The organism is Streptomyces sp. NBC_01384 (genome assembly GCF_045040035.1).
Classification (GTDB): domain Bacteria; phylum Actinomycetota; class Actinomycetes; order Streptomycetales; family Streptomycetaceae; genus Streptomyces.
The window spans coordinates 7,308,537-7,332,106 of sequence record NZ_CP109559.1; the positions used below are offsets into that span (position 1 = coordinate 7,308,537).

At 70.2% G+C, this 23,570-nt stretch carries 20 protein-coding genes; 11 read left to right on the plus strand and 9 right to left on the minus strand.

What is annotated here, in order from left to right; translation table 11 throughout:
* Positions 1-169: 169 nt before the first annotated feature.
* From OG747_RS33455 to OG747_RS33465, 3 genes are all read right to left on the minus strand, one after another.
* On the minus strand, positions 170-1,882 hold the full coding sequence (locus OG747_RS33455) for a hypothetical protein (RefSeq protein WP_405885824.1): 1,713 nt from the start codon (positions 1,880-1,882) through the stop codon (positions 170-172).
* Positions 1,883-2,030: 148 nt separating this feature from the next.
* Positions 2,031-2,450, minus strand: a complete 420-nt coding sequence (locus OG747_RS33460; RefSeq protein WP_405883086.1) for a molybdopterin-binding protein — start codon at positions 2,448-2,450, stop codon at positions 2,031-2,033.
* Between the two features lie 112 nt (positions 2,451-2,562).
* Positions 2,563-6,636 (minus strand): molybdopterin-dependent oxidoreductase, encoded by a 4,074-nt coding sequence (locus OG747_RS33465; protein ID WP_405883087.1) that lies wholly within the window; start codon positions 6,634-6,636, stop codon positions 2,563-2,565.
* Between the two features lie 193 nt (positions 6,637-6,829).
* Between OG747_RS33465 and OG747_RS33470 the strand changes: the two genes are divergently transcribed.
* From OG747_RS33470 to OG747_RS33485, 4 genes are all read left to right on the plus strand, one after another.
* On the plus strand, positions 6,830-7,219 hold the full coding sequence (locus tag OG747_RS33470) for a cell division protein SepF (RefSeq protein ID WP_405883088.1): 390 nt from the start codon (positions 6,830-6,832) through the stop codon (positions 7,217-7,219).
* 169 nt (positions 7,220-7,388) lie between these two features.
* Complete coding sequence (locus tag OG747_RS33475) at positions 7,389-8,558, plus strand: AAA family ATPase (protein WP_405883089.1); 1,170 nt, start codon at positions 7,389-7,391, stop codon at positions 8,556-8,558.
* Entirely contained in the window at positions 8,555-8,893 is a 339-nt protein-coding gene (locus OG747_RS33480) for a nucleotide pyrophosphohydrolase (RefSeq protein ID WP_405883090.1), read from the plus strand. The genes OG747_RS33475 and OG747_RS33480 overlap by 4 nt, the downstream gene beginning before the upstream one ends.
* Before the next feature lie 214 nt (positions 8,894-9,107).
* Positions 9,108-9,584 (plus strand): DUF6099 family protein, encoded by a 477-nt coding sequence (locus OG747_RS33485; protein ID WP_405883091.1) that lies wholly within the window; start codon positions 9,108-9,110, stop codon positions 9,582-9,584.
* A 419-nt stretch (positions 9,585-10,003) separates the two neighbouring features.
* Here OG747_RS33485 and OG747_RS33490 read toward each other — a convergent pair whose 3' ends face one another.
* Positions 10,004-10,207, minus strand: a complete 204-nt coding sequence (locus OG747_RS33490) for a hypothetical protein (RefSeq protein WP_405883092.1) — start codon at positions 10,205-10,207, stop codon at positions 10,004-10,006.
* 176 nt (positions 10,208-10,383) lie between these two features.
* On the opposite strand from OG747_RS33490, the gene OG747_RS33495 reads away from it, so the two are divergent.
* Positions 10,384-11,127, plus strand: coding sequence for a DUF6879 family protein (locus tag OG747_RS33495; RefSeq protein ID WP_405883093.1), 744 nt, complete (start codon positions 10,384-10,386; stop codon positions 11,125-11,127).
* 19 nt (positions 11,128-11,146) lie between these two features.
* Positions 11,147-11,998, plus strand: a complete 852-nt coding sequence (locus OG747_RS33500; protein ID WP_405883094.1) for a helix-turn-helix domain-containing protein — start codon at positions 11,147-11,149, stop codon at positions 11,996-11,998.
* A gap of 92 nt (positions 11,999-12,090) precedes the next feature.
* Here OG747_RS33500 and OG747_RS33505 read toward each other — a convergent pair whose 3' ends face one another.
* The 4 genes from OG747_RS33505 to OG747_RS33520 form a co-directional block, all read right to left on the minus strand.
* Complete coding sequence (locus OG747_RS33505; RefSeq protein ID WP_405883095.1) at positions 12,091-12,720, minus strand: class I SAM-dependent methyltransferase; 630 nt, start codon at positions 12,718-12,720, stop codon at positions 12,091-12,093.
* Between the two features lie 258 nt (positions 12,721-12,978).
* Positions 12,979-13,281, minus strand: coding sequence for a hypothetical protein (locus OG747_RS33510; protein WP_405883096.1), 303 nt, complete (start codon positions 13,279-13,281; stop codon positions 12,979-12,981).
* Between the two features lie 286 nt (positions 13,282-13,567).
* The gene (locus OG747_RS33515; RefSeq protein WP_405883097.1) at positions 13,568-14,491 is read right to left on the minus strand and encodes an LLM class F420-dependent oxidoreductase; all 924 of its coding nucleotides are present in this window, start codon (positions 14,489-14,491) and stop codon (positions 13,568-13,570) included.
* Between the two features lie 80 nt (positions 14,492-14,571).
* Positions 14,572-14,787 carry a 4-oxalocrotonate tautomerase family protein gene (locus OG747_RS33520; protein WP_405883098.1) on the minus strand — a complete coding sequence of 72 codons (216 nt, stop codon included), beginning with the start codon at positions 14,785-14,787 and terminating at the stop codon, positions 14,572-14,574.
* 178 nt (positions 14,788-14,965) lie between these two features.
* On the opposite strand from OG747_RS33520, the gene OG747_RS33525 reads away from it, so the two are divergent.
* On the plus strand, positions 14,966-15,832 hold the full coding sequence (locus OG747_RS33525; protein ID WP_405883099.1) for a helix-turn-helix transcriptional regulator: 867 nt from the start codon (positions 14,966-14,968) through the stop codon (positions 15,830-15,832).
* 254 nt (positions 15,833-16,086) lie between these two features.
* Here the strand turns inward: OG747_RS33525 and OG747_RS33530 are convergent, their stop codons facing one another.
* Positions 16,087-16,587, minus strand: a complete 501-nt coding sequence (locus OG747_RS33530; protein ID WP_405883100.1) for a GNAT family N-acetyltransferase — start codon at positions 16,585-16,587, stop codon at positions 16,087-16,089.
* Positions 16,588-16,902: 315 nt separating this feature from the next.
* On the opposite strand from OG747_RS33530, the gene OG747_RS33535 reads away from it, so the two are divergent.
* The 4 genes from OG747_RS33535 to argF all read left to right on the plus strand — a co-directional run bounded on the left by OG747_RS33535 (position 16,903) and on the right by argF (position 23,527).
* On the plus strand, positions 16,903-18,378 hold the full coding sequence (locus tag OG747_RS33535; protein ID WP_405883101.1) for a 3' terminal RNA ribose 2'-O-methyltransferase Hen1: 1,476 nt from the start codon (positions 16,903-16,905) through the stop codon (positions 18,376-18,378).
* Positions 18,375-20,924, plus strand: a complete 2,550-nt coding sequence (locus OG747_RS33540) for a polynucleotide kinase-phosphatase (protein WP_405883102.1) — start codon at positions 18,375-18,377, stop codon at positions 20,922-20,924. The genes OG747_RS33535 and OG747_RS33540 overlap by 4 nt, the downstream gene beginning before the upstream one ends.
* A gap of 265 nt (positions 20,925-21,189) precedes the next feature.
* Positions 21,190-22,419, plus strand: a complete 1,230-nt coding sequence (locus OG747_RS33545; protein WP_405883103.1) for an arginine deiminase — start codon at positions 21,190-21,192, stop codon at positions 22,417-22,419.
* A 100-nt stretch (positions 22,420-22,519) separates the two neighbouring features.
* Positions 22,520-23,527 (plus strand): ornithine carbamoyltransferase, encoded by a 1,008-nt coding sequence (argF, locus tag OG747_RS33550; protein ID WP_405883104.1) that lies wholly within the window; start codon positions 22,520-22,522, stop codon positions 23,525-23,527.
* Positions 23,528-23,570 lie beyond the last annotated feature (43 nt).

Consider the following 23,570-nt stretch of genomic DNA (forward strand, 5'->3'; position numbering starts at 1 on the left):
GTCCGATCTCGGGAACCCCATCAGGTTCCCCGTGGAAGACCCCTCCCGTCGTCGTGCACGTGCCGACATTTCCGACTACTGAGAACGCAGTACGCCCGTACTCGACCATCCTCCTGACGTCTACCGCCGGCCGCGCGGAAACACGACCGGCGGCGTACGTCCGGCGGTCCTAGCGGGTGCTTGCCGCGGCCTTCAGATGGAGGTCCGTGCTGGACAGCGTCATCGGCGCTGCGGAGACGGCCCGCAGCCGCATGCGTACCCCGGCGCGGGGCACGGTGAATGTGCCGGAGGGCGGCAGCAGCTCGTAGCGGGCCGAGGCGTGCCCGTCGAGCGTGGCGGGGCCGGACTTGATGGACCAGTAGCGGCCCATGCCCTGGCCCGTGGTCAGGGTGAAGTGCGGGGTGAGGGCCGCGTCGCCGTGGTTGGTGACACGGACGGTGAGCGCGGTCACGGCTTCGGCGGTGGTCCGGCTCTCGCTGACGAGCTGCATCTGCAGGGGCGGCGAGCCCGTCACCGCCAGGGTCGCCGAGACGAGGGACGGGACGAGCAGGAGCAGACCCGTGGCGATGCGCGCCCGTTGCCGGTGCGGGCCGCGCAGGAAGGCGGGCCGCGGCTGCCACGCCGTGGCGAAGGCCGCCGGCGGCGCGGTGACGGCCGCCGCCAGCCACAACGGCGTCATCATCAGGTAGTAGCCGTCCTGCGAGCGCGTCGCCAGGAAGAACGCGCACCACGGCAGGACCGTCGCCGCGGGCCCCAGCCGGCGCACGAAGAACACGAAGAGCCCGAGCAGGCCCGCGGCCAGCAGCATGCTCGCGTGTGAGTACCAGGACAGCCGGCCGCTGCCGTCGGTGAAGTAGAGCGAGATACCGACCAGGCCCTGGCCGTGCAGGGTCGCCTTCTGGGTGAGGGGGAGCGCGATCCCGGAGAGCCAGCTGCGCGGCTCGCTCACGATGAAGTACGCGTTGATCAGCAGCCAGGTCAGGGCGGCCACGCCCACGATCCGGCCCACCGCCACCGCGGCGGCGCGCGGGCCGAGATCGCCGCGGCGCAGGGCGTAGACCCCGGCCAGCAGGAACGGCGTGAGGAACCACGGCAGCTGCTGGGAGGCGCAGGCCGCGCCCAGACACGCCGCCCGCGCCCAGTCCCCCCGCCCGCCGTGCCCCATCCGCGGCCAGCGCACCACCACAGGGATGAGGAAGGCGCAGGCGACGATCGCCGGATAGCCGAGCCGGGCGTACGACGGCAGCAGGCCGAAGCCGAGGCAGACCATTGTGGCCGCGGACCGCCACTGCGTCGGCAGCATCCGCCACATCACGATCGTGGCCACGATCAGGGCACCCGTGCTGGTCAGCACCGCCGGGGCCGCCCCGTGCCCCACCCACAGGAACGGCGCGGCGAGCAGCAGGGGCAGCGGCGGATAGCCGTACGTGTAGTCGTAGCCGCCGGTCATCGTCGGTGTGAGGGCGACACCCTGCTGCCCGAAGAGCCAGCGCCAGGGCTGGTCGTAGACCTGGTGCCCGGCGACGAACTCACGGGCGGCCTGCGAGGTGAGGACCGACTCGTCACCGCCGCCGTGGTAGATCACGAAACCGCACACCGCGAGCGTCACGGCCGTCACCAGGACGACGAGGTCGAGGCGGGCCAGCGAACGGGTCCGGCGCGCGATCAGCGTCAGGACGCCGGTCACCAGGATCGAGGCGTAGCAGACCGACATCACCGCCGCGACGGCGAGGTGGTGGCTCGCGGCCGACGTCCACATCGGGCGCATACCGATGAAGAGGCTGATGTTCGCGAGCAGGGTCAGGACGCGGTGCCACTGCGCGGGCGCCTCGTCGGACGACGCCTTCGTGAGGGCCTGTGGGCCGGCGGTCGACGGCCGCATTTCTGCCAAGTACACGGGGTCGGACGGTAATTCCCGCAGATGAAGGGCATGGTGCCGGATGTGAAGATTCCGGTGTGAGGAAGGTAAGAAGTTGGTTTGTTTCCTGTGTGTCCGCGTTTCGCGCGTCAGTCATGCGTTGGCGCGTCTCTCATGCGTTGGAGAGAGACACCTCGGTGGACTTGATGAGTGCCACGACCGGTACGCCCGCCCGCAGACCGAGTTCCGTGACCGCGTCCTTGGTGATCGCGGAGGTCAGCTCGCCGCCCGCGACATTGACCTTGACCTGGGCCATGGCCTCGCCCGTGGACACCTCGGTCACCGTGCCGGGGAGCCGGTTGCGGATGCTCACCCCGTCGACCGGGCCGGTGGCCAGGGCGACCTCCGTCGCCTTGACCAGGGCGCGGACCGTCGAGCCCGCGGTGAGGCCCAGATCCTCGACGGCCTCCAGGGTGATGGCCGCGGTGAGCTCCTCGCCGCCGTCGAGACGGACCTTGACCGCCGCCATCACCTCGCCCCGGGTGACGGACATGACGGTGCCGGGGAGCTGGTTGCGGATGCTCAGGCTCATGGGTAATTATGTGCACTTTGTGGCCATCGTGGCGCACACCACAGCCCGTGTCTCGACAGACGTCGTCTCCGTACACGTCGCTTCGGTGCACGTCGCCTCCGTACACGTGGCCTCAGTACACATCCCGGACGTACCGCTTGTCCGCCGCCAGCTGCTTGACGTACGCGGCGGCCTCCGCCTCGCCCAGACCGCCGTGCGCCACGGCGATGTCCCGCAGCGCCCGGTCGACGTCCTTGGCCATGCGCGAGGCATCCCCGCACACATAGAAGCGGGCGCCGTCCTGGAGCCAGTGCCACAGCTCGGGCCCGTGCTCGCGCATCCGGTCCTGTACGTAGACCTTGGCGCGCTGGTCGCGCGAGAACGCGGTGTCGAGCCGGGTGAGCGTGCCGTCGTCGAGCAGCGCGGTCAGCTCGTCCTCGTAGTAGAAGTCGGTGGCGCGGTGCTGCTCGCCGAAGAACAGCCAGTTCGGCGCCCGGTGCCCGAGTGCCCGCCGCTCCTGAAGAAATCCGACGAACGGCGCCACTCCGGTACCGGGACCCACCATCACCATGGGTGTCGTCCCGTCCGCCGGAGGCCTGAAGTGCGGCGACCTCTGTACGAAGACCGGCACCCGCGCGTCCCGCTCGGCATCGGCGAGGAAGGGCGAACACACCCCGCCGCGCAGCCGCCCGCGCAGATTCTCGTACCGCACGACGGAGACGGTCAGCGAGACGAGGTGCGGGTCGACGAGCGGACTCGACGAGATCGAGTACAGCCGGGGCTGCAGCCGCTTGAACACCTCGGCCCACTCGTGCGCGGACGCCCGCACCGGATGCTCGGCCACCACGTCCACGGCCTGCCGCCCCCACGACCAGCGCGCCAGTTCACCCTTGTTGTCCGGGCGCAGCAGCTTCCGCAACTCCCGCCCGTCACGCGTCCGTTCCCCGACGAAGCGGAGCAGGTCAGGGGTGATCCGGGTGATGTCGAGATGCCGAAGCAGGGCCTCGGCGAACGGAACGTCACCCACACCTGTGACATCGACGGGAGCCGCGCCGTCGACACCGACCACGTCCAGCCATTCGGCCACCAGTTCCCGTGAGTTGACGGGCCGTACGCCGAGCGCGTCCCCCGCCTCGTACGGCAGCGGGCCCTCGCTCTCCCGGGTGTCGAAGGTGAACCGGCGGACCTCCTTGCCGGCGCCGGGCAGGCTGAGCAGCCGGTTGTCGGTGAGCCGGGCGGTGGCGGCGGCAGGCGCGGGCTTGGCCGCGCGGGGCGCCCTGGGGATGTCCGTTCGCCCGCCGAGCACGGTGAGGACCTGCTCCAGCCAGGCGTCCGCGGACGGCTCGTAGTCCGGTTCGCAGTCCGTACGGGGAGCCAGGCGTACGGCGCCCAACTCGTCGAGCCGCGCGTCCAGCCGGCGCCCGTGCCCGCAGAAGTCGTCGTACGAGGAGTCGCCGAAGGCCAGTACGGCATAGCGCGCGCCGTCCAGGCGCGGGGCCTCCTGCCCGGACAGGGTGTCCCACAGGCCGGACCCGTTGTCGGGCGCGTCGCCGTCCCCGAAGGTGCTGGTGATGAAGAGCAGATCGGCACCGCGGGCGAGCGTGCCGACGTCCGCCTCGTCCATGCCGACCAGTCGCGCCCGGTGCCCGGTGGCGGCGATCCGCTCGGTGGCGGCCACCGCGAACTCCTCCGCGTTCCCGGTCTGGGAGGCCCACAGCACCACGACTTCACGACCCGCCGCCTCGGGCGAGGGGGCGGCCGGGGGCGCGGAGCGGGAGTACATACCGGCGAGCACCCCGTTCACCCAGAGGGCGTGAGCGGGGTCGAAGGGGGCGTCCGGGGGAAGGACGGGCACGCCGGGGAGGCCGGAGGAGAGCCCGGCGAGGAAGCCGGTGAGGTACTGGCGTTCGGCGGCGGAGAGAACGGGTGGTGGCACCGCGTCCAGACCGAGGATCTCAGCCTGTCGGGCGTTCGAGGACGAGCGCGTCAGCGCGATATGGGGGTCTGGGGGCGCAGCCTCCAGGGGACGGGACCGGGCAGGGACGGTGGCAGGGGCGGCGGGGGCGGCGATCCTCGCCAGCGACACCGCGCACACCTTGAACTCCGGCTGGAACGACACCGGATCCACCGCGTCACTCGTCACCGCGTTGATGCTCAGGTACTCACCGAACAGGTCGTTCCAGTGGAAGGGCGCGAACACGCACCCCGGCCGCACCCGGTCCGTCACCACCGCGGGCAACACGGCCCGCCCGCGCCGGGAGGCGACCTCCACCGAGTCCCCCTCCGCGACCCCGAGCGAGGCGGCGTCCTCGGGATGCAGCTCCACGAACGGCCCGGGATTCAGCTTGTTGAGCTTGGCCACCTTCCCCGTCTTGGTCAGCGTGTGCCACTGATGCTGCAGCCTTCCGGTGTTGAGGACGAAGGGAAAGTCGTCGTCGGGCATCTCGGCGGGCGGCAGATGCGGCCGCGCGTGGAACACGGCCCGTCCGCTCGCCGTGGGAAACGACAGCTCCCCCTCTCCCCCCACATACCGGATCGGATTCCGCGCCGGCCCGTCCTCCCGGGCGACGGGCCACTGCACGGGCCCGCCCCGCAGCCGCTCGTACGACGCACCCCGCAGATCCCACCCGGTCTTCGGATTCCACGCCCGCTTGATCTCCTCGAAGATCTGCTCGGCACTGTCGTACGAGAACCCCTCCTCGTACCCCATGGCGCGGGCGACGGCCGCGATGATCCGCCAGTCCGCCCTCGCCTCCCCGGGCGGGTCGACGATGGGCCGTGCCAGGGTCAGCGTCCGCTCGCTGTTGACGAGGACGCCCTCGGCCTCCGTCCACAGCGCGCCGGGGAGCACGACATCGGCGTACGCGTTGGTCTCGGTCTCGGCGAAGACGTCCTGGGTGACGACGAACTCGGCGGCTTCGAGCCCTTCGATGACCGTGCGGCGATTGGCCACCGAGGCGACGGGGTTGGTGCAGATGATCCAGCAGGCTTTTATGTCCCCCTCGGCCATCTTCCGGAACATCTCGACGGTGCCCTGTCCCACCCCGTCCTTGCGGATGCTCCCGCCCGGCAGCCCCCACAGCTCCTCGACGAAGGCGCGTTCCTCGTCCACCAGCACCGACCGCTGCCCGGGCAGCCCGGGCCCCATGTACCCCATCTCGCGCCCGCCCATGGCGTTGGGCTGCCCGGTGAGGGAGAACGGACCGCTGCCCGGCCGGCAGATGGCACCCGTCGCGAGATGCAGATTGACGAGCGCGTTGGTGTTCCAGGTGCCGTGCGTGGACTGGTTCAGGCCCATGGTCCAGCAGCTCGTCCACTCCCCGGCCTCGCCGATCAGCCGCGCCGCCGTCCGGATGTCGTCCTCCGGGATGCCGGTGATCTCGGCGACGGCGGCGGGCGGGTAGTCGGCGAGGAACGCGGGCATCGCCTCCCAGCCCTCGGTGTGCCGGGCGATGAAGTCCGGGTCCGTGTACCCGCCTTCGTGCAGCAGGTGCAGCAGGCCGTTGAGCAGCGCGAGGTCGGTACCCGGCCTGATCTGCAGAAACAGATCGGCCTTCACCGCCGTCGCGGTGCGGCGCGGATCGACGACGATCAGCTTGGCGCCGGCCTTCACGCGATCCATGAGCCGCAGGAAGAGGATCGGATGACAGTCGGCCATGTTCGAGCCGATCACGAGGAACACGTCCGCGCGGTCGAGATCGTCGTACGACCCCGGCGGCCCGTCGGCGCCGAGCGACAGCTTGTAGCCCGTGCCCGCGCTCGCCATGCACAGCCGCGAGTTCGACTCGATCTGGTTCGTCCGTACGAAGCCCTTGGCCAGTTTGTTGGCCAGGTACTGCGCTTCGAGGGTCATCTGTCCGGAGACGTAGAAGGCGACGGCGTCCGGGCCGTGCTCGTCGATGACCGCGCGAAGGCGCCGGGCGGTCTCGGCGAGGGCCGTGTCGACGGGGACGGGCCTCGGCTCCTCGCCGCGATCGTCCCGCACGAGCGCGGTGGTCAGCCGGCCGGGCGCGACGAGCATGTCGGCCGTGGTCGCGCCCTTGGTGCACAGCCGGCCCGAGTTCGCGGGGTGCGCCTTGTCGCCGGACGCCTTCAGGACCGTACGCCGTCCATCGGGTCCGCCGCCGATGTCGAGGACCATGCCGCAGCCCACACCGCAGTACGAGCAGACGGTTCGGACCTGCTCGGGTCGGGGGGTCGTGGTCATGCCGATGACAGTACGAATTGCCCGTTACGCGGATGTCACATGATGTGATCTTGAGGGGTTACGCCCGCTGCACAACCGTCCGGCGGGCGATGTGAGGGCGTCGCGGACCGTGTCGCTATTGGGCCGAACGGGTGACCATGCGTAAGAATTGGCCGGTGCAGACAATGAGTGCGAGCCAGGACGGGGTGGGCCAGTGAACAGCCACGACGTCACCGACGAGCAGTGGGAAGGGCTCGCCCAGGTCGTTCCGCTGCGGGGCCGGGACGCCTGGCCCTCGGCAGTCGGCCACCGGTCGATACCCGAGGCCGTGACCGAGGCGCGGCGCCGCTTCGTGGTCCTGCGGGTCAATGTGTTCGCGGACGCCCGCGACGTCGCCGAGACACTGATGTCGGGCATCCCCGTCCTGCTCGACCTGACCAGCGCGGAGACCGAGGTCGCCAAGCGGGTGCTGGACTTCAGCACGGGAGTCGTCTTCGGCCTGGCGAGCGGAATGCACCGGGTCGACCGGAACGTGTTCCTGCTGACACCGCGGGGGACCGAGGTACGGGGGCTGATGGAGGGGGTGGGGGTTCCGGGGGCTTGACACGTAGAGGGTCTGACACGTAGCGGGTCCGACACGTAAGGGGTCCGACACGTAAGGGTGCGTGTGCGGGCGCTCGCGGAGCCGTCGATCGGTGCTCCGATCCCTCGTTCGTAGGAAGGCCATCCGGGCGTAACGGTTCGCCTGCCGGACCGGGCCCTACCGTCCACATATGACAGTGTCAGATGTGGCGGCCCCCGCGGCGGCCCCAGCCCAGGCCGAGGCACACCCCGACCGGCCCGGCGCCACCGAGCTGCGGCTCGCCGCCTTCGCCGCGCACCGGCGCGTCCGGTTCCCGCTCGGACCCCTCACCCTCTTCACGGGGCCCAGCGGCAGCGGCAAGACCGGCGCCCTGCGGGCGTACGAGGCGCTGGCGCGGCTCGGCGGCGGCGCCGAGCTGGGGGAGGTGTTCCCGGACCCGGTCGCGTGCGTGCCCGAGCGGGCCCGGCCCGACGCCCAGCGCCGGCGCGGATTCCGTATCGGCTGCACGGTGGACGGCCCCGAAGGACCCGTACGGCTCGATGTCGCCGTACAGGCCGAGCCCGAACTGCGCATCGTCGGCGAGCGGCTGACCGCGGGCGGGCTGACCCTCCTCGAGACCGCGCTACGTGATCCGGGGCGCCGCGTCGTCCAGGCGGCCTGGCACACGGCGGGCTCGTCCGCGGTGACCCGGGGCCCGCTCCCCGACCAACGCCTCGGCACCGCGCTCCTGCCCCTGCGCGTCGCGGGCAGAACGGACGGCGAGCGCCAGGTCCTCGCCGCCGCCGAACAGATGGTGGTCGCCCTGCGGTCCGTGTACGCCTGCGACCCGAGCCCCCGGCGGATGCGCGCCGCCGCGCCGCTCGGCGCGGGACGGCTGCTGCGGGGCTGCGACAACCTCGCCGATGTGCTGTGGCGCACCCGCTCGGAGTGCGGCCACCGGTACGCGCACCTGGTCGCGGCGGTACGGGCCGGATGCGCGGGCCCCGTCGCGGACGTACTGGCCGAGCCGCTCGGCGACGGCACGGTCCGCGCGCTGCTCGACCGCGGGGACGGCGTCCGTACGCATCTGGGGCTGCTCGGGGACGGTGAGCTGAGGTATCTGGCGCTGGCCCTGGTGCTGCTCACCGGGCCCGGGGTGCTGGAGGTCGACCCGGCGGGCGAGGTCCCGGCCGCGTTGCAGACGCTGACGGTGCTGGCCGACGGCCTCGACCGCGGGCTGGACGTGCGGCAGGCCGGGGAGTTGGTGCGGCTGGCGGCGCGGATGTGCGAGCGGGGGCACATCCGGCTGGTGGGTGCGGTGAGCGATGCCGTGCGGGCGTGCGGGGTGGCCGGGGTCACGGTGGTAGACCTGACGCCGTGAGTGAAAGTGAACTGGACGTGGCGAAGTTGCAGCGCAGGCTGGCCGAGTTCGCGGCCGCGCGGAACTGGCAGCAGTACCACACCCCCAAGAACCTGGTCGCCGCGCTGAGCGTGGAGGCGTCCGAACTGGTGGAGATCTTCCAGTGGCTGACCCCTGAGGAGTCGGCGCGGGTCATGGACGACGCGGATTCCGCGCATCGCGTCACGGACGAGGTGGCGGATGTCCTGGCGTATCTGCTGCAGCTGTGCGAGGTGCTCGGTATCGACGCGCTGGCGGCGCTCGACGCGAAGATCGACCGGAACGAGCGGAGGTTTCCGGCGGGGGAGGGGAGGTAGTGGAGGGCGCCCGAGGAAGCCTCGGGGACGCTCCGAGGAAGCCTCGGGTCCGATTGTCACTCTCCGGAGTTGTTGAGTTGTCCACATTCAATTCTCTGTCCACAGATTTCGGGCTTCCTCTGGCTTTTCGTCCCACGTGGACTCACTCTGGGTAGTGGACAGGGGAGTTCGGGCGGACGTGCGACGAGCGCGTCGGGACAGACGGGGGCAGCGCATGGACGCGGTGCGGCTCATCGTGACGAGCAGGTGTGCCCTGGCGGGGGGCAGGGACACGGCCGAGGTGATGACGGAGGCGTGGCAGGCGCAGGCCCTGGCCCAGGCGATAGGGAGTCGGTTCGCCGTCTCGGGGCCGCCTGAGCTGCGGGGCGAGGCGCTCGGGCTGACCGAGTTGGCGGGCCGGGGCTGCGGTGTCCTGGACACGCCCGCGCTCGACGTCAGTGACTTACGGGCGGCCCAGCTCACCGAGTTGGGCGACGCCCGCGAGGCGTTGCTGTGCCTCGACGGTCTCCTCGGGGAGGTGGGGATCGCTCTCGTCGGTATCGCCTGCGCGGCGCACGAGCAGGGGACGTACTGGCAGTGCATGGAGGCGATCGACGCGGCGGACGAGTCCCGGGACCGGGTCCTGGAGATGCTGAGACGACTGGCGGCGGGGGATCAGGGGGTGGTGGAGCGGAGGTGGGCGACGGGGTAGGGGCGGCGGGGGCGAGGAACCCTTGTCAGGTGGGGTCGGGCTCGTCCGTGGGGCCGGTCCGGGAGCCCGCAAGATCCGCGTCCAGTCGGGACAGGTCCGTCTTGAGGCTCAGGGCGTATTATTTGATACGACGAACACCACGAACTCCCAGCTCGGGGCAGTGATTTGCACCCGCATCAGCGGATTACACCGTCCGCAGGGTCGCTGATCACCTCGTCGCAGGCGCGGCAGACACGGGCGCTCATGACGCACCGCCGGACTGGTGACAGCCACAGCCGCATCGCTTGATCAGGAGCAGGCCGTTCGAGTGCGGCAGCGGCACGTCCGTGATCTGCCTGCACTCGTGATGCAGGTCTTCGTAGCCCGGCCGCTGCGCCAGCGTGCATTCGGCCGACAGGTCACCTCGTCGGTGGTCGTACTCATGAGCACCCCCGCCGGAGGACGTCGGCGAGCCTGAGCGCGACGTCCGAGCGCACTCGCCCCAGGTTGATCAGGTTCAGGTCTGGGGAGGCCGTGTCGGCTCCCAGGGACGGCAGGACGATCCCCGCCGCCGTCAGCGCTCCACGCAGCACCTCGACCGCATCGACGGGTTCGGTCGTGCCCGACTTCTGTGCAGTGGTCATGAACTCAGCGTTGGCCTGCGGGAGTTCTGGGCGACAGCAGATATTCGCCGTTATTCTGGTGGTGCTACGACTTATACCCGAGGATTCTCACACAGCGTCAGGGAGGCCATAGCCGCGCTGGACGGCCCGGCGACAAGCTGATCAACACAGAGCACGGCCCGACGAGGGAGGGGCACATGACGCGCAACATCCGCTTCAACGGCACAGGCAGCGGGGACACCGGCTGCCCGTCGATCCACGAGGACGTCGACACCGGCCAGGTGATCGTGCACGGCCCGCCGCTGACCGACCCCGAGGACGTCGCTCAGCTCCAGCACCTGGGCCCCGGCGAGGTGGCCGAGGTCGTCCCGCGCGAGCTGATCACCGACTGGGCACCCAAGGACGCGACCCGGCAGGCGAACATCATCGATCTCGACGCCTTCAACCGGCTGTTCGAGATCTTCGAGCACACCGCCTGGCGGCTGGAGACCCGGCGCCGGTACGCGTCCGACGAGTCGACGGAGACCTACGCGCAGTTCCTCGCAGAGGGCCGTGTCGACTGGGACACGAGCTCCTGGTACTGCGAGACGATCAGGCGCCAGACCGGCGAGGGAAAGACGGTCGCCCGTGTCCGGCTGGTCGACGACCCGGCGACCACCGGTCAGCGTTACCTCATGGCCAACGCCGAACGGAACACCGAGCTCGGGGAGGACATCCGCACCCTGCGCCGTGCGGACGCCGACCGGCTGCGGCTCGGCAGCGAAGACTTCTGGATCTTCGACTCGCGCTTGGTCGCCCGGCTCAACTTCACGGAGGCCGACGAGCTCACCGACGTGGAGCTGATCACCGAACCGGCCGAGGTGATCAGGTACGCGATGCTCCGGGATGCGGCCTGGCATCACGCCGTCCCGTTCCAGCAACTCGCAGCGGCCACCAGCTAGAAGGGCGGTCCGGGTACCGGTGACGACGGACTACCAGCAGGCACGCGAGGCGCTCGGAGTGCGCCTGCGAGAACTCCGCATGTCTGCCCCCGAGGGACGTCTCACCGGTACCCGCCTCGCGCAGCTTCTCGGCTGGCCACAGCCCAGGATCTCGAAGCTGGAGAACGGCAAGCAGACGGCAACCCCCGAAGATCTGCGGGCCTGGGCCGACGCGACCGGCCAGCCGGAAGCGTACAGCGAACTCCTCGCCCGGCTAAGGGGGTTCGAGTCACACATCCGCTCGTGGCGACGTCAGCTCGCCGCCGGGCATCAGCCGGTCCAGCAGACGATCGCCGCCGAGTACGAGGGCTCAGCCGTCGTGCACGGCTTCGAGTCCGTGACCGTGCCCGGCATCCTCCAGACGGCCGACTACGCCCGGCACGTGTTCAACCGGTACGCGGAGCTTCAGCGCTCGCCCCGCGACACCGAGGCGGCCGTGCGTGCCCGTCTGAAGCGGCAAGAGCTTCTCTACGAGGCGAACAGGCGCTTCGAGATCCTGATCGGCGAGACCGCCCTTCGGTCGCTGATCTGTCCGCCCTCGGTGCTCGCCGCGCAGCTCGACCGCCTCGCCGGACTGATCGGCCTCGACACGGTCCGGCTGGGAGTCATCCCCTTCACGGCCTCGCTGAAGATTCCGCCGACCGGCGGCTTCTGGGTGCACGACGAGCGACTCGTCATGGTCGAGGTCTGGCACGCCGAGCTGTGGATCGACGACAGCGACTCGATCGCGCTGTACCTGCGCACCTGGCGGACGCTGCGGGAGTCGGCCGTGTTCGGCACCGATGCCCAGAACCTGATCAGCCGTGCGCGCCGGGAGCTCAACGTCACCTGACGGGTCGAGACGCCCCGAGACGCCTCTAGGCAGGACCCGTCCCGGGGCGGGTCCAGGTAGTGGGGCCGAGCGGCCCCACTAGGGCGCACGCTCTAGTGAAGGCGGGCCAGCAAGTGGGCGTCGAGGAAGCCCCGCTCGGAGGCCGGATCGTGGAGCAGCCGGGCGAACGTGACGAGCCCGGCCCCGGCCAGCAACTCGGCGAACCGGTCCATCGGCCAGCTATAGGCGGGCGTCACCTTGTGGTCGAAGCGGACCGGCTCCGGTCCGTCGGTCGCGAAGAACGAGACCAGGAGCAGGCCCCCTGGTGCCAGGACACGTACCTGCTCGGCGAGCAGCGCAGGCAATTCCCCAGGCGGGGTATGAATCATCGAGTAGTGGGCCAGTACGCCGCCGAGCGCGCCGTCCTCGACCGGCAGGGCTTCCATCCGCGCCTCGCCAAACCGCAGCGCCGGATGGGCCCGCCGGGCATGGTCGACCATTCCCGGGGAGAGGTCGAGCCCGAAGGCGTCCAACCCCAAGTCGTGCAGCAGGGCCGTCAGATGTCCCGGCCCGCACCCGACGTCGGCTGTCCGCAGGTTCCCCGTCCCGCGCACCAGCTCGGCGAAGGTGCCGATCATGTTCCGCGAGAACGGGTGCGTCTCCAACCGATCAGCGAACAGTGACGCATACAGCTCGACGACCCCGTCGTAAGCCGCCCTGGTCTCGTCCTGGTATTCCATCACGGGAAGGGAAGCTAACACCCGCACACGTCCGCAGCTTCTCCGGGCCCGTGCCGACCCCCGGCCATAGAGACTGCCTGTCCCGTCACATGATCACGGGACAGGCCCTGGATGTAGTGCCGGCGAGTACGTCCGGCCGGAGGAATTATGTGGAGGAGGGGCCCCGGGGCCCCCTCCTGCCTGCGGCCCTCGCTCAACACGTCCGAGCCGCATCGAGGTTGGCGCTTCCCGGCTCCGTACCCGCTCCCCGGTACGACGTTGTCAGCCGAGGCGCTGAGGCGCCGCCAGAGCCGCGACCACGGCTTCCGGCTCCGGCCGCCACAGCCGGAGCCGTCCGGTCGCACTGATCGGCTCCGGTAGGGCCGTGACGTCTTCGAGCACCCAGTGCCAAGCGCCGGGCTCGCCCCAGCGGTCGGCGCAGCACGAGACGCAGCGGTGGCAGGTCACCCGCTCGACGACGGCGATGATCGCCCCGTAGGTGATCTCGTGCACGGTGAGCTCTTCGCGGACGCCGGGCGAAGCCCATCCGTCGGCGTCGTCCTTCGTCCCGGCGTGAATCAGCAAGGGCCCGGCGAACCCTGCGGGCAGTGCCCACGACCGGTTCTCCACCGGCTTCAGTCAGGCGGCGATCAGGGCCGCCCAGGGCTGGCGGACGGTCAGGGCGCGGGCGTTCGTCATGCGCTCATCTTCGAGGAGTCCGCAGAGTCGGCACGACGCACGGCACGGCCCAGGTCCCCCGACGTCACGGTCACGCCCTCAGCCGTCCGGCACCACAACCTCAGCCGCCGGGCACCACAACCCCGGCCGCCCCGCACCCGCCCCGCAACCGCGGCCCACCCACGTCACAACCTCAGCCGACCTGCGGCATGACCTCCGCCGCGATCAGCTCCAGGTGGTCCAGGTCGCCGAGGTCGAGCATCTGCAGATACATCCGCCGTGACCCGACAGCCTGATACTGGGCGATCTTCTCGACGACTTCCGCCGGGGAGCCCGCGAGGCCGTTCGCCCTGAGCTCCTCGACGTCACGCCCGATGGCGTCCGCGCGACGCTTCACCTCGACGTCGGTCTTGCCGACACAGGCGACGAGCGCGTTGGAGTACACCAGGTCGTCACCCTCGCGTCCGGCCTCCTCGGCCGCCGCCCGCACCCGCTGGAACTGCAGTTCCGTGTCGGCGAGGGAGGCGAACGGCATGTTGAACTCATCGGCGTACCGCGCCGCCAGCGCCGGCGTCCGCTTGGCGCCCTGCCCGCCGATCAGGATCGGCACCTTCGGCTGCGCGGGCTTCGGCAGCGCGGGGGAGTCCTTGAGCTGGTAGTACTTCCCTTCGTAGGCGAACCGTTCACCGACGGGCGTCGCCCACAGGCCGGTGACGACGGCGAGTTGTTCCTCCAGCCGGCCGAACTTCTCCTTGGGGAACGGAATCCCGTACGCCTCGTGCTCGGCCTCGTACCAGCCGGTGCCCAGCCCGAGTTCCACCCGCCCGCCCGACATCTGGTCGACCTGTGCGACCTGGATGGCCAGGACGCCGGGGAGGCGGAAGGTACCGGCCGTCATGAGCGTGCCGAGACGGATCCGGTTCGTCTCGCGCGCGAGGCCGGCCAGGGTGATCCAGGCGTCGGTGGGCCCGGGGAGCCCGTCGACGGAGCCCATGTGCATGTAATGGTCAGAGCGGAAGAAAGCTCCGTAGTTGAGGTCTTCGGCGGCCTTGGCGACGCGGAGCAGCGTCTCGTAGGTCGCCCCTTGCTGCGGTTCTGTGAAGACTCGGAGATCCATGCATCCATCATGCACCGGTCACATCAACCGCCCCATCCGGAACCGCAGCCCCATCCGAAACAGACCGCTGTGCCGCCGGGTTAGCTCTCGGGTGTCTGCTGGAGCTTGGCGAGGGTCAGGACGTTCCCGCCGATGCCCCAGCCGCCGTCCGTGACCTCCTCGACCAGGACGAGGGTGGTGGCGCGGGCGCGTTCGCCGTAGATCTCGGCGTACAGGTCGGTGGTGCGGGTGATGAGCTGTTCCTTCTGCTTCTCGGTGAGGGTGCCGGCCGGGACCTTGAAGTTCGCGAAGGGCATGGTCGCTCTCTCTTTCTGCTGGAGCACTTGGAGCACTTGGAGCACCTGGAGTAGGCGGAGTGCTTGGAGTCCACGATCAGCCCGCGCGCCGATCCCAGCCAGGGCTGTGTCCACCCAGGGGTTGTCATCCCCTGGCTCCGACCTCGCTCGACGCAGGACCGTCGGCGACGATGAGGGAGTGAACCTTCCCGAACTCGCCGCGTTCCTGAAATCCCGGCGCGACCGGATCCGCCCGGCCGACGTGGGCCTGCCCACCGGTCCCCGGCGCCGGGTGCCCGGCCTGCGGCGCGAGGAGGTCGCACAACTCGCCGGCCTGTCGGCGGACTACTACACGGAGCTGGAACGCGGACGCGGTGCCCAGCCCTCGGAGCAGGCGCTGGCCGCCCTCGCCAGGGCGCTGCGCCTGGGCGGCGACGAGCGCGATCACCTCTTCCACCTGGCCGACCGGCCCCTCCCGCCCGCGGCGCACGGCCCGACCGCGCACGTTCAGCCGGCCCTGCTCGGTCTGCTGGACCGGCTGACCACGACCCCCGCCCAGGTCATCACCGACCTGCACGAGACCCTCGTCCAGAACGAGGCGGCCGCCGCGCTCGTCGGCCGGCCCCCGGCGGTACGCGGCCTTGCGGCGAGCTTCGTGTACCGCTGGTTCACCGACCCCGCCGCTCGCGCGGTCTACCCGCCCGACGATCATCCGCACCATTCCCGGGTCTTCGTGGCCGACCTTCAGGCGGTGGCCGCCCGGCGCGGCCGCGACAGCGAGGTGGCCGGGATGGTGGCAGCCCTGCGGCGGCGCAGCGAGGAGTTCGCCGCCCTGTGGGACACCCATGACGTCGCCCTGCGCCGGGCCGACCACAAGCGCATCGTCCACCCCGCGCTGGGCGTCATCGAGCTGGACTGTCACAGCCTGTTCAGCGAGGACGGACGCCAGCGCCTGCTGTGGTTCACCGCCCCGCCCGGCACCGAGGGCGCCGCCCAGCTCGAACTGCTCTCCGTCATCGGCACCCAGGACATGAGCGTCGGGCCGCTGAGCCGGGATCGCGACTGACGCACCCGGACCCGCACCCGCGGCCCGCTCCACCTCATCACCAGCGCAGCCCGCTCCACCTCACCACCAGCGAAAATTCCCGAGTCTGCCAGGGACGTTCGCTATACGTTGGTGCGGGCGCGCCGACGAAAGGCCGGGAACAGTGATCCCCGGGCGCGCTCTCCCATCGCTGCGTTGCACCGGCATGCGGCGCCCGCGCACCCGTGGTGCACGGCGTCGCGCCGCACGGTACGCTGGCCCAGCAAGATCACGCTCTACGGCTGGACTTCTAGGTCACGCTGATACCAGGTGCCAGGCTTACCGCCGATGTCGGCCGGGTCAGCCGGGCCAACCGGGACGAACCCGGCTTTGGCCAACACCCTCTGGGACGCCACATTGTCGCGGGAGGTGGCCGCCCGCAGTATGCGCAGCCCGTGCCACGCCGCCGCCAGCCGGCACAGCTCCCGGACAGCCGCGGTCGCCACACCGCGGCCGGCGACATGCTGCGCAACCCGGTAGCCGAGCACGGCAGCACCGTCCTCGACGTCGTACAGGTTGAACCGGCCCAGAACCGAGCCATCCTCGGCGACGAGCACGTAGAAGGCGCAGATGCCAGCCTCTTGCTCAGCCAGCAAGGCGCTGTACCGGTCGGTGAACTGGTCGAAGAACCCGTCGCCGCGGTCGGAGACCGAGGCAGCGAAGTAGGCGCGGTTCGCCAGCTCGAAGGCCAGGACCGCCGGGGCATCGCCAGCATGTAGTCGCTTCAGCTCGGGCACCGCCCGACTCTACCCAGATGGTGCGCTGAGGCCACCTGAGTTTCCACCAGCGGCAGACAGCCCCAAAACCAGGGCACAAAACGATCTACGGCTGGAGTACTAGTCGCTGCACCTACGGATGCCAGGTGCCCTAGCCGGATTCCCTTAAGAATTCATATTCATAGCCTCATTTGGCTATCGAATAAAGGGAAGGCGCGGGACGGCGGGTAGATCCCTCTGAGCCCCTCAGGACCCTTGCCGACATGGCGGGGGGTCCTCTGCTGTCCCCAGGTAATCCGGTACCGTCTTGGGCCCGCCGACACACATACTCGACCTGTGTTCCTGACGATCTCCACTACCGGCAATGAGCAGCACCCAGCTACTGACCTGGGGTTCTTGCTCCACAAGCATCCCGATCGAGCATTCGCAACCAAGCTGTCCTACGGCACGGCGCACGTCCTGTATCCCGACGCGTCCGCCGAGCGGTGCACGGCCGCGCTGTTGCTGCAGGTCGACGCGGTGGCGCTGGTGCGGCGCGGCAAGGGCAAGGGTCGCGGCGGCGCACCGGACGCCGCGCTCGCGCAGTACGTCAACGACCGCCCGTACGCCGCGTCGTCCCTGCTCGCCGTGGCGCTGAGCAGCGTGTTCTCCAGTGCGATGAAGGGTCAGTGTGCCGCGAAGCCCGAGCTGCCGGAGCAGACCAGGCCACTGCGGGTCGAGGTGCCCGCGCTGCCCGCGCGGGGCGGCGCCGACCTCGTACGAAAGCTCTTCGAGCCGCTGGGGTGGACGGTGACGGTCGAGGCCGTGGCGCTGGACAGCGCGTTCCCGGAGTGGGGCGACTCGCGGTATGTGCGCCTCGTACTGGACTCGTCGCGGCTGACGCTCGCCGAAGCCCTGCGCCACCTGTACGTCCTGCTCCCCGTGCTCGACGACGCCAAGCACTACTGGGTGTCGTCCGACGAGGTCGACAAGCTGCTGCGGGCGGGCGAGGGCTGGCTGCCGGCCCACCCCGAGCAGAAGCTGATCGCCGGCCGGTACCTCTCGCGCCGCTGGTCGCTGACGCGGGAGGCGCTGGAGCGGCTGGAGCTCGTACGGCTCGCCGAGTCCGACGACACCGAGGTCGAGGAGATCGACAACGCGGTCGACGAGGAGGCCGACACAGAGGAGAAGCCGGTCCCGCTCGCCCTGCAGCGGCGGGACGCGATCCTCGCCGCGCTGCACGCGTCCGGTGCGGCACGGGTGCTCGATCTCGGCTGCGGGCAGGGGCAGTTGGTGCAGGCCTTGCTGAAGGACACGCGGTTCACCGAGATCGTCGGTGTCGATGTGTCGATGCGGGCGCTCACCATCGCCTCGCGGCGGCTCAAGCTGGACCGGATGGGCGAGCGGCAGGCCGCGCGCGTGCAGCTCTTCCAGGGCTCGCTCGCCTACACCGACCGCCGCCTCAAGGGGTACGACGCCGCCGTGCTCAGCGAGGTGATCGAGCACCTCGACCTGCCCCGGCTGCCCGCCCTGGAGTACGCCGTCTTCGGCTCCGCCCGCCCCCGCACCGTCCTCGTCACGACGCCGAACGTCGAGTACAACGTCCGCTGGGAGACCCTCCCGGCCGGCCACTCCCGGCACGGCGACCACCGCTTCGAATGGACCCGTGAGGAGTTCCGGGCGTGGGCCGACCAGGTGGCCGGGCGGCACGGATACGACGTGGAGTTCGTGCCCGTCGGGCCCGACGACCCCGAGGTGGGGCCGCCGACCCAGATGGCCGTCTTTTCCATGAACACCGCCACACCGACCGCGAAGGAGGAGAAAGCCGCATGACCGGCAACGACACCATCAAGGGACGGGTCCTGCCCGTCACCGACCTCTCCCTCGTGGTTCTGATCGGCGCGTCCGGCTCGGGCAAGTCCACCTTCGCCCGCAAGCACTTCAAGCCGACCGAGGTCATCTCCAGCGACTTCTGCCGCGGTCTGGTCGCCGACGACGAGAACGACCAGAGCGCCAGCGGCGACGCCTTCGACGTCCTCCACTACATCGCGGGCAAGCGGCTCGCGGCCGGTCGGCGAACCGTCGTGGACGCGACCAACGTCCAGCAGGAGAGCCGCCGTCAGCTGATCGAACTCGCCAAGAAGTACGACGTGCTGCCCATCGCGATCGTGCTGGACGTGCCGGAGGAGGTGTGCGCCGAGCGCAACGCCTCCCGCACCGACCGCGCCGACATGCCGCGCCGCGTCATCCAGCGCCACATCCGTGAACTCCGCCGTTCGCTCCGGCATTTGGAGCGCGAGGGATTCCGGAAGGTGCATGTCCTGCGGGGCGTGGCGGAGATCGAGAGCGCCGAGGTCAGCACGGAGAAGCGCTTCAACGACCTGACCCACCTCACCGGTCCCTTCGACATCATCGGCGACATCCATGGCTGCGCCTCGGAGCTGGAGAGTCTGCTCGGCAAGCTCGGTTACGTCGACGGGGCGCACCCGGAGGGCCGTACGGCTGTCTTTGTCGGCGACCTCGTCGACCGCGGCCCGGACACGCCCGGCGTGCTGCGCCGCGTGATGTCCATGGTCGGGTCCGGCAACGCCCTGTGCGTGCCCGGCAACCACGAGAACAAGTACGGGCGTTACCTCAAGGGCCGCAAGGTCCAGCACACGTACGGCCTCGCCGAGACGATCGAGCAGATGGAGGGGGAGAGCGAGGAGTTCAGGAAGCAGGTGCGGGAGTTCGTCGACGGGCTCGTCAGTCATTACGTCCTCGACGGCGGGCGGCTCGTCGTCTGCCACGCCGGTCTGCCGGAGAAGTACCACGGCCGTACCTCGGGCCGGGTGCGCTCGCACGCGCTGTACGGGGACACGACAGGGGAGACGGACGAGTTCGGGCTGCCGGTGCGCTACCCGTGGGCGGAGGACTACCGGGGCCGGGCGGCCGTCGTCTACGGTCACACCCCGGTCCCGACGGCCACCTGGCTGAACAACACCATCTGCCTGGACACCGGTGCCGTCTTCGGCGGCAAGCTCACCGCGCTGCGCTGGCCGGAGCGCGAGCTCGTCGACGTACCGGCCGAGCGGGTCTGGTACGAGCCGGCCAAGCCGCTGGCCTCCGAGGCACCCGGCGGACACGAGGGACGTCCGCTGGATCTGGCGGACGTGCACGGGCGGCGGGCCGTGGAGACCCGGTACGCCGGGCGGGTGGCGGTGCGCGAGGAGAACGCGGCGGCGGCGCTGGAGGTCATGAGCCGGTTCGCGGTCGACCCGCGGCTGCTGCCCTACCTCCCGCCGACGATGGCGCCCACGGCCACTTCCCGGGTGGAGGGCTATCTGGAGCACCCCGCCGAGGCCTTCGCCCAGTACAAGGAGGACGCGGTCGCCCGGGTCGTCTGCGAGGAGAAGCACATGGGGTCGCGGGCGGTGGCGCTGGTCTGCCGGGACGCGGGGGTGGCGCGGGAGCGGTTCGGCGTGAGGGAGGGGCCCACGGGGTCGCTGTACACCCGTACCGGCCGGCCCTTCTTCGACGACGCCGCCGTCACCGAGGAGATCCTCGGGCGGCTGCGGGAGGCCGTGGGGGCGGCGGGTCTGTGGGAGGAACTGCGCACGGACTGGCTGCTGCTCGACGCCGAGCTGATGCCGTGGTCGCTGAAGGCGTCCGGGTTGCTGCGCAGTCAGTACGCGGCGGTGGGCGCCGCGTCCGGGGCCGTGTTCCCGGGGGCGCTGGCCGCGCTCGAAGGTGCCGCGGCGCGCGGTGTCGACGTAGGGGAGCTGCTGGCGCGGCAGCGTGAACGCGCGGCGGACGCGGGGGCGTTCGCGGACGCGTACCGGCGGTACTGCTGGCCGACGGACGGTCTGGACGGGGTGCGGCTCGCTCCCTTCCAGATCCTCGCCGCCCAGGGCCGCAGTCTCGCCGCGGTGCCGCACGACGAGCAGCTCGCGCTCATCGACCGGCTGGTCGAGCACGACGGGAGTGGGCTGCTGCAGACGACCCGGCGGCTGTTCGTGGACACGGGGGACGCGGAGTCGGTGCGGGCCGGGGTCGACTGGTGGCTGGAGATGACCGGGCGCGGGGGTGAGGGGATGGTCGTCAAGCCGGTGGGCGCGGTGGTGCGTGGCGGGCAGGGGCGTCTTGTCCAGCCCGGCATCAAGTGCCGGGGGCGTGAGTACCTGCGGATCATCTACGGTCCGGAGTACACGCGTCCTGAGAACCTCGCGCGGCTGCGGGGACGGTTCCTGAACCACAAGAGGTCGCTCGCGATCCGGGAGTACGCGCTGGGGCTCGAAGCCCTCGACCGGCTCGCGGAGGGCGAGCCGCTGTGGCGGGTGCACGAGGCCGTGTTCGGGGTCCTGGCGCTGGAGTCGGAGCCGGTGGACCCACGTCTGTAGGGGGTTCCTTTGTCGGGGGTTTCTTCGCCCACGGCGAGAAGGCCTCAGCTCACCAACCGCAACGGAACCCCCGCCACCCCCACCCGCACCGCGGCGGTGGTGCACCAGCACCCCCGGATTGCGTCCGGCCTGCTGCCAGTCGCCCCTGTTGTCGTCGTGTTGACGATAACGAAGGTGTCCGCTTATCGTCAAGGGGACGAAATCAACTCGTCCAGGTCCGGCCGATCGGCGGGTGAACAGGCGTCCGGATGGTCAGGATGGAGGCATGGGATTCCACGTCGACTCCGAGGCCGGGCGGCTGCGCCGCGTCATCCTGCACAGGCCGGATCTCGAGCTCAAGAGGCTCACCCCCAGCAACAAGGACGCCCTGCTCTTCGACGACGTGCTGTGGGTGCGCCGGGCCCGGGCGGAGCACGACGGGTTCGCGGACGTGTTGCGTGACCGCGGGGTCACCGTCCACCTCTTCGGAGACCTGCTCACCGAATCCCTGGAGATCCCGACGGCAAGATCGCTCGTCCTGGACCGCGTCTTCGACGAGAAGGAGTACGGGCCGCTCGCCACCGATCACCTCCGGGCCGCCTTCGAGACCCTGCCCGCCCCGGAGCTGGCGGCCACGCTGATAGGCGGGATGACCAAGCGGGAGTTTCTGGACGCACATCCGGAGCCGACCTCCGTGCGCTTCCATGTGATGGACCTCGACGACTTCCTGCTCGGCCCGCTGCCCAATCACCTCTTCACGCGGGACACCTCCGCCTGGATCTATGACGGCGTCTCCATCAACGCCATGCGCTGGCCGGCCCGGCAGCGCGAGACCGTTCACTTCGAGGCGATCTACCGGCACCATCCCCTCTTCCGTGACGAGACGTTCAACCTCTGGTCGCAGGGGCAGGTGGACTACCCCTCCACCATCGAGGGCGGTGACGTGCTCGTCATCGGCAACGGCGCGGTGCTCATCGGCATGAGCGAGCGGACGACACCCCAGGCCGTCGAGATGCTCGCGCACAAGCTGTTCGCCGCCGGGTCGGCCCGTACGATCGTGGCGCTCGACATGCCCAAGCGGCGGGCCCTGATGCACCTCGACACCGTGATGACCATGGTCGACGGCGACATCTTCACCCAGTACGCGGGGCTCGGCATGCTCCGCTCGTACACCATCGAACCGGGCGCGGAGGAGAAGGAGCTGAAGGTCACCGACCACCCGCCGGAGCACATGCACCGGGCCATCGCCGCGGCGCTGGGGCTGAGTGAGATTCGTGTGCTGACCGCCACGCAGGATGTGCACGCGGCGGAGCGGGAGCAGTGGGACGACGGGTGCAATGTCCTCGCGGTCGAGCCCGGTGTCGTGGTCGCGTACGAGCGCAACGTGACCACCAATACGCATCTGCGGAAGCAGGGTATCGAGGTGATCGAGATTCCGGGGAGTGAGCTGGGGCGGGGGCGGGGTGGGCCTCGGTGTATGAGCTGTCCCGTGGAGAGGGGTGCGGTGGGGGTGTGAGGTGCCGGGCGGAAGGGGTTCCGTATAGAAATGTGAGGCATCGTATAGACTTCCATTCGTCCCCTTGTTCGCCCCCTCCCCGTACCTCTGGAGCGCCCCCATGGCGACAGTCTCGACCGCCCTCGCCGGACGCCACTTCCTCAAGGAGCTGGACTTCACCGAAGACGAGTTCCGCGGTCTGATCGAGCTCGCCGCCGAGCTCAAGGCGGCCAAGAAGGCCGGGACGGAGACGCCGTACCTGCGGGGCAAGAACATCGCGCTGATCTTCGAGAAGACCTCGACCCGTACCCGCTGCGCCTTCGAGGTCGCGGCCGCGGACCAGGGCGCCTCGACGACGTATCTGGACCCGTCCGGCTCGCAGATAGGCCACAAGGAGTCCGTGAGGGACACCGCGCGCGTCCTCGGCCGGATGTTCGACGCGATCGAGTACCGGGGCGACAGCCAGGCATCCGTCGAGGAGCTCGCCGCGTATGCCGGAGTGCCCGTCTACAACGGTCTGACCGACGACTGGCACCCCACCCAGATGCTCGCCGACGTGCTCACGATGACCGAGCACTGCGACAAGCCGCTCGGTGAGATCGCCTTCGCCTATCTGGGTGACGCCCGTTTCAACATGGGCAACTCCTACCTGGTCACCGGTGCGCTGCTCGGCATGGACGTCCGGATCGTCGCCCCGCGGGCCTACTGGCCCGCCGACGAGATCGTCACCCAGGCCCGCAAACTCGCCGAGAACAACGGCGGCCGCATCACCCTCACCGAGCAGCTCGTCGAGGGCGTCCACGGCGCCGACTTCGTCGCCACCGACGTCTGGGTCTCGATGGGTGAGCCCAAGGATGTGTGGGACGAGCGCATCGGCGCGCTGTCCCCGTACGCCGTGACGATGGACGTCCTGCGCGCCACCGGCAACCCGGACGTGAAGTTCCTGCACTGCCTCCCGGCCTTCCACGACCTCGGTACCAAGGTCGGCCGAGAGATCTACGAGACCCACGGCCTCGACTCGCTCGAGGTCACCGACGAGGTCTTCGAGTCGGCGCACTCGGTCGTCTTCGACGAGGCCGAGAACCGGCTGCACACCATCAAGGCGATCATGGTCGCCACCCTGGCCTGACCCGGATTCCCGTCTCGCCTCGGCCCGGCGGACGTCCCAGCAG

What these genes read in the sequence shown, in the direction of transcription:
- OG747_RS33455 (WP_405885824.1), bottom strand. Translation starts at nt 1,882, where the DNA reads ATGCGGCCGTCGACCGCCGGCCCACAGGCCCTCACGAAGGCGTCGTCC.
- OG747_RS33460 (WP_405883086.1), bottom strand. Translation starts at nt 2,450, where the DNA reads ATGAGCCTGAGCATCCGCAACCAGCTCCCCGGCACCGTCATGTCCGTC.
- OG747_RS33465 (WP_405883087.1), bottom strand. Translation starts at nt 6,636, where the DNA reads ATGACCACGACCCCCCGACCCGAGCAGGTCCGAACCGTCTGCTCGTAC.
- OG747_RS33475 (WP_405883089.1), top strand. Translation starts at nt 7,389, where the DNA reads ATGACAGTGTCAGATGTGGCGGCCCCCGCGGCGGCCCCAGCCCAGGCC.
- OG747_RS33485 (WP_405883091.1), top strand. Translation starts at nt 9,108, where the DNA reads ATGGACGCGGTGCGGCTCATCGTGACGAGCAGGTGTGCCCTGGCGGGG.
- OG747_RS33490 (WP_405883092.1), bottom strand. Translation starts at nt 10,207, where the DNA reads ATGACCACTGCACAGAAGTCGGGCACGACCGAACCCGTCGATGCGGTC.
- OG747_RS33495 (WP_405883093.1), top strand. Translation starts at nt 10,384, where the DNA reads ATGACGCGCAACATCCGCTTCAACGGCACAGGCAGCGGGGACACCGGC.
- OG747_RS33515 (WP_405883097.1), bottom strand. Translation starts at nt 14,491, where the DNA reads ATGGATCTCCGAGTCTTCACAGAACCGCAGCAAGGGGCGACCTACGAG.
- OG747_RS33520 (WP_405883098.1), bottom strand. Translation starts at nt 14,787, where the DNA reads ATGCCCTTCGCGAACTTCAAGGTCCCGGCCGGCACCCTCACCGAGAAG.
- OG747_RS33540 (WP_405883102.1), top strand. Translation starts at nt 18,375, where the DNA reads ATGACCGGCAACGACACCATCAAGGGACGGGTCCTGCCCGTCACCGAC.
- OG747_RS33545 (WP_405883103.1), top strand. Translation starts at nt 21,190, where the DNA reads ATGGGATTCCACGTCGACTCCGAGGCCGGGCGGCTGCGCCGCGTCATC.
- argF (WP_405883104.1), top strand. Translation starts at nt 22,520, where the DNA reads ATGGCGACAGTCTCGACCGCCCTCGCCGGACGCCACTTCCTCAAGGAG.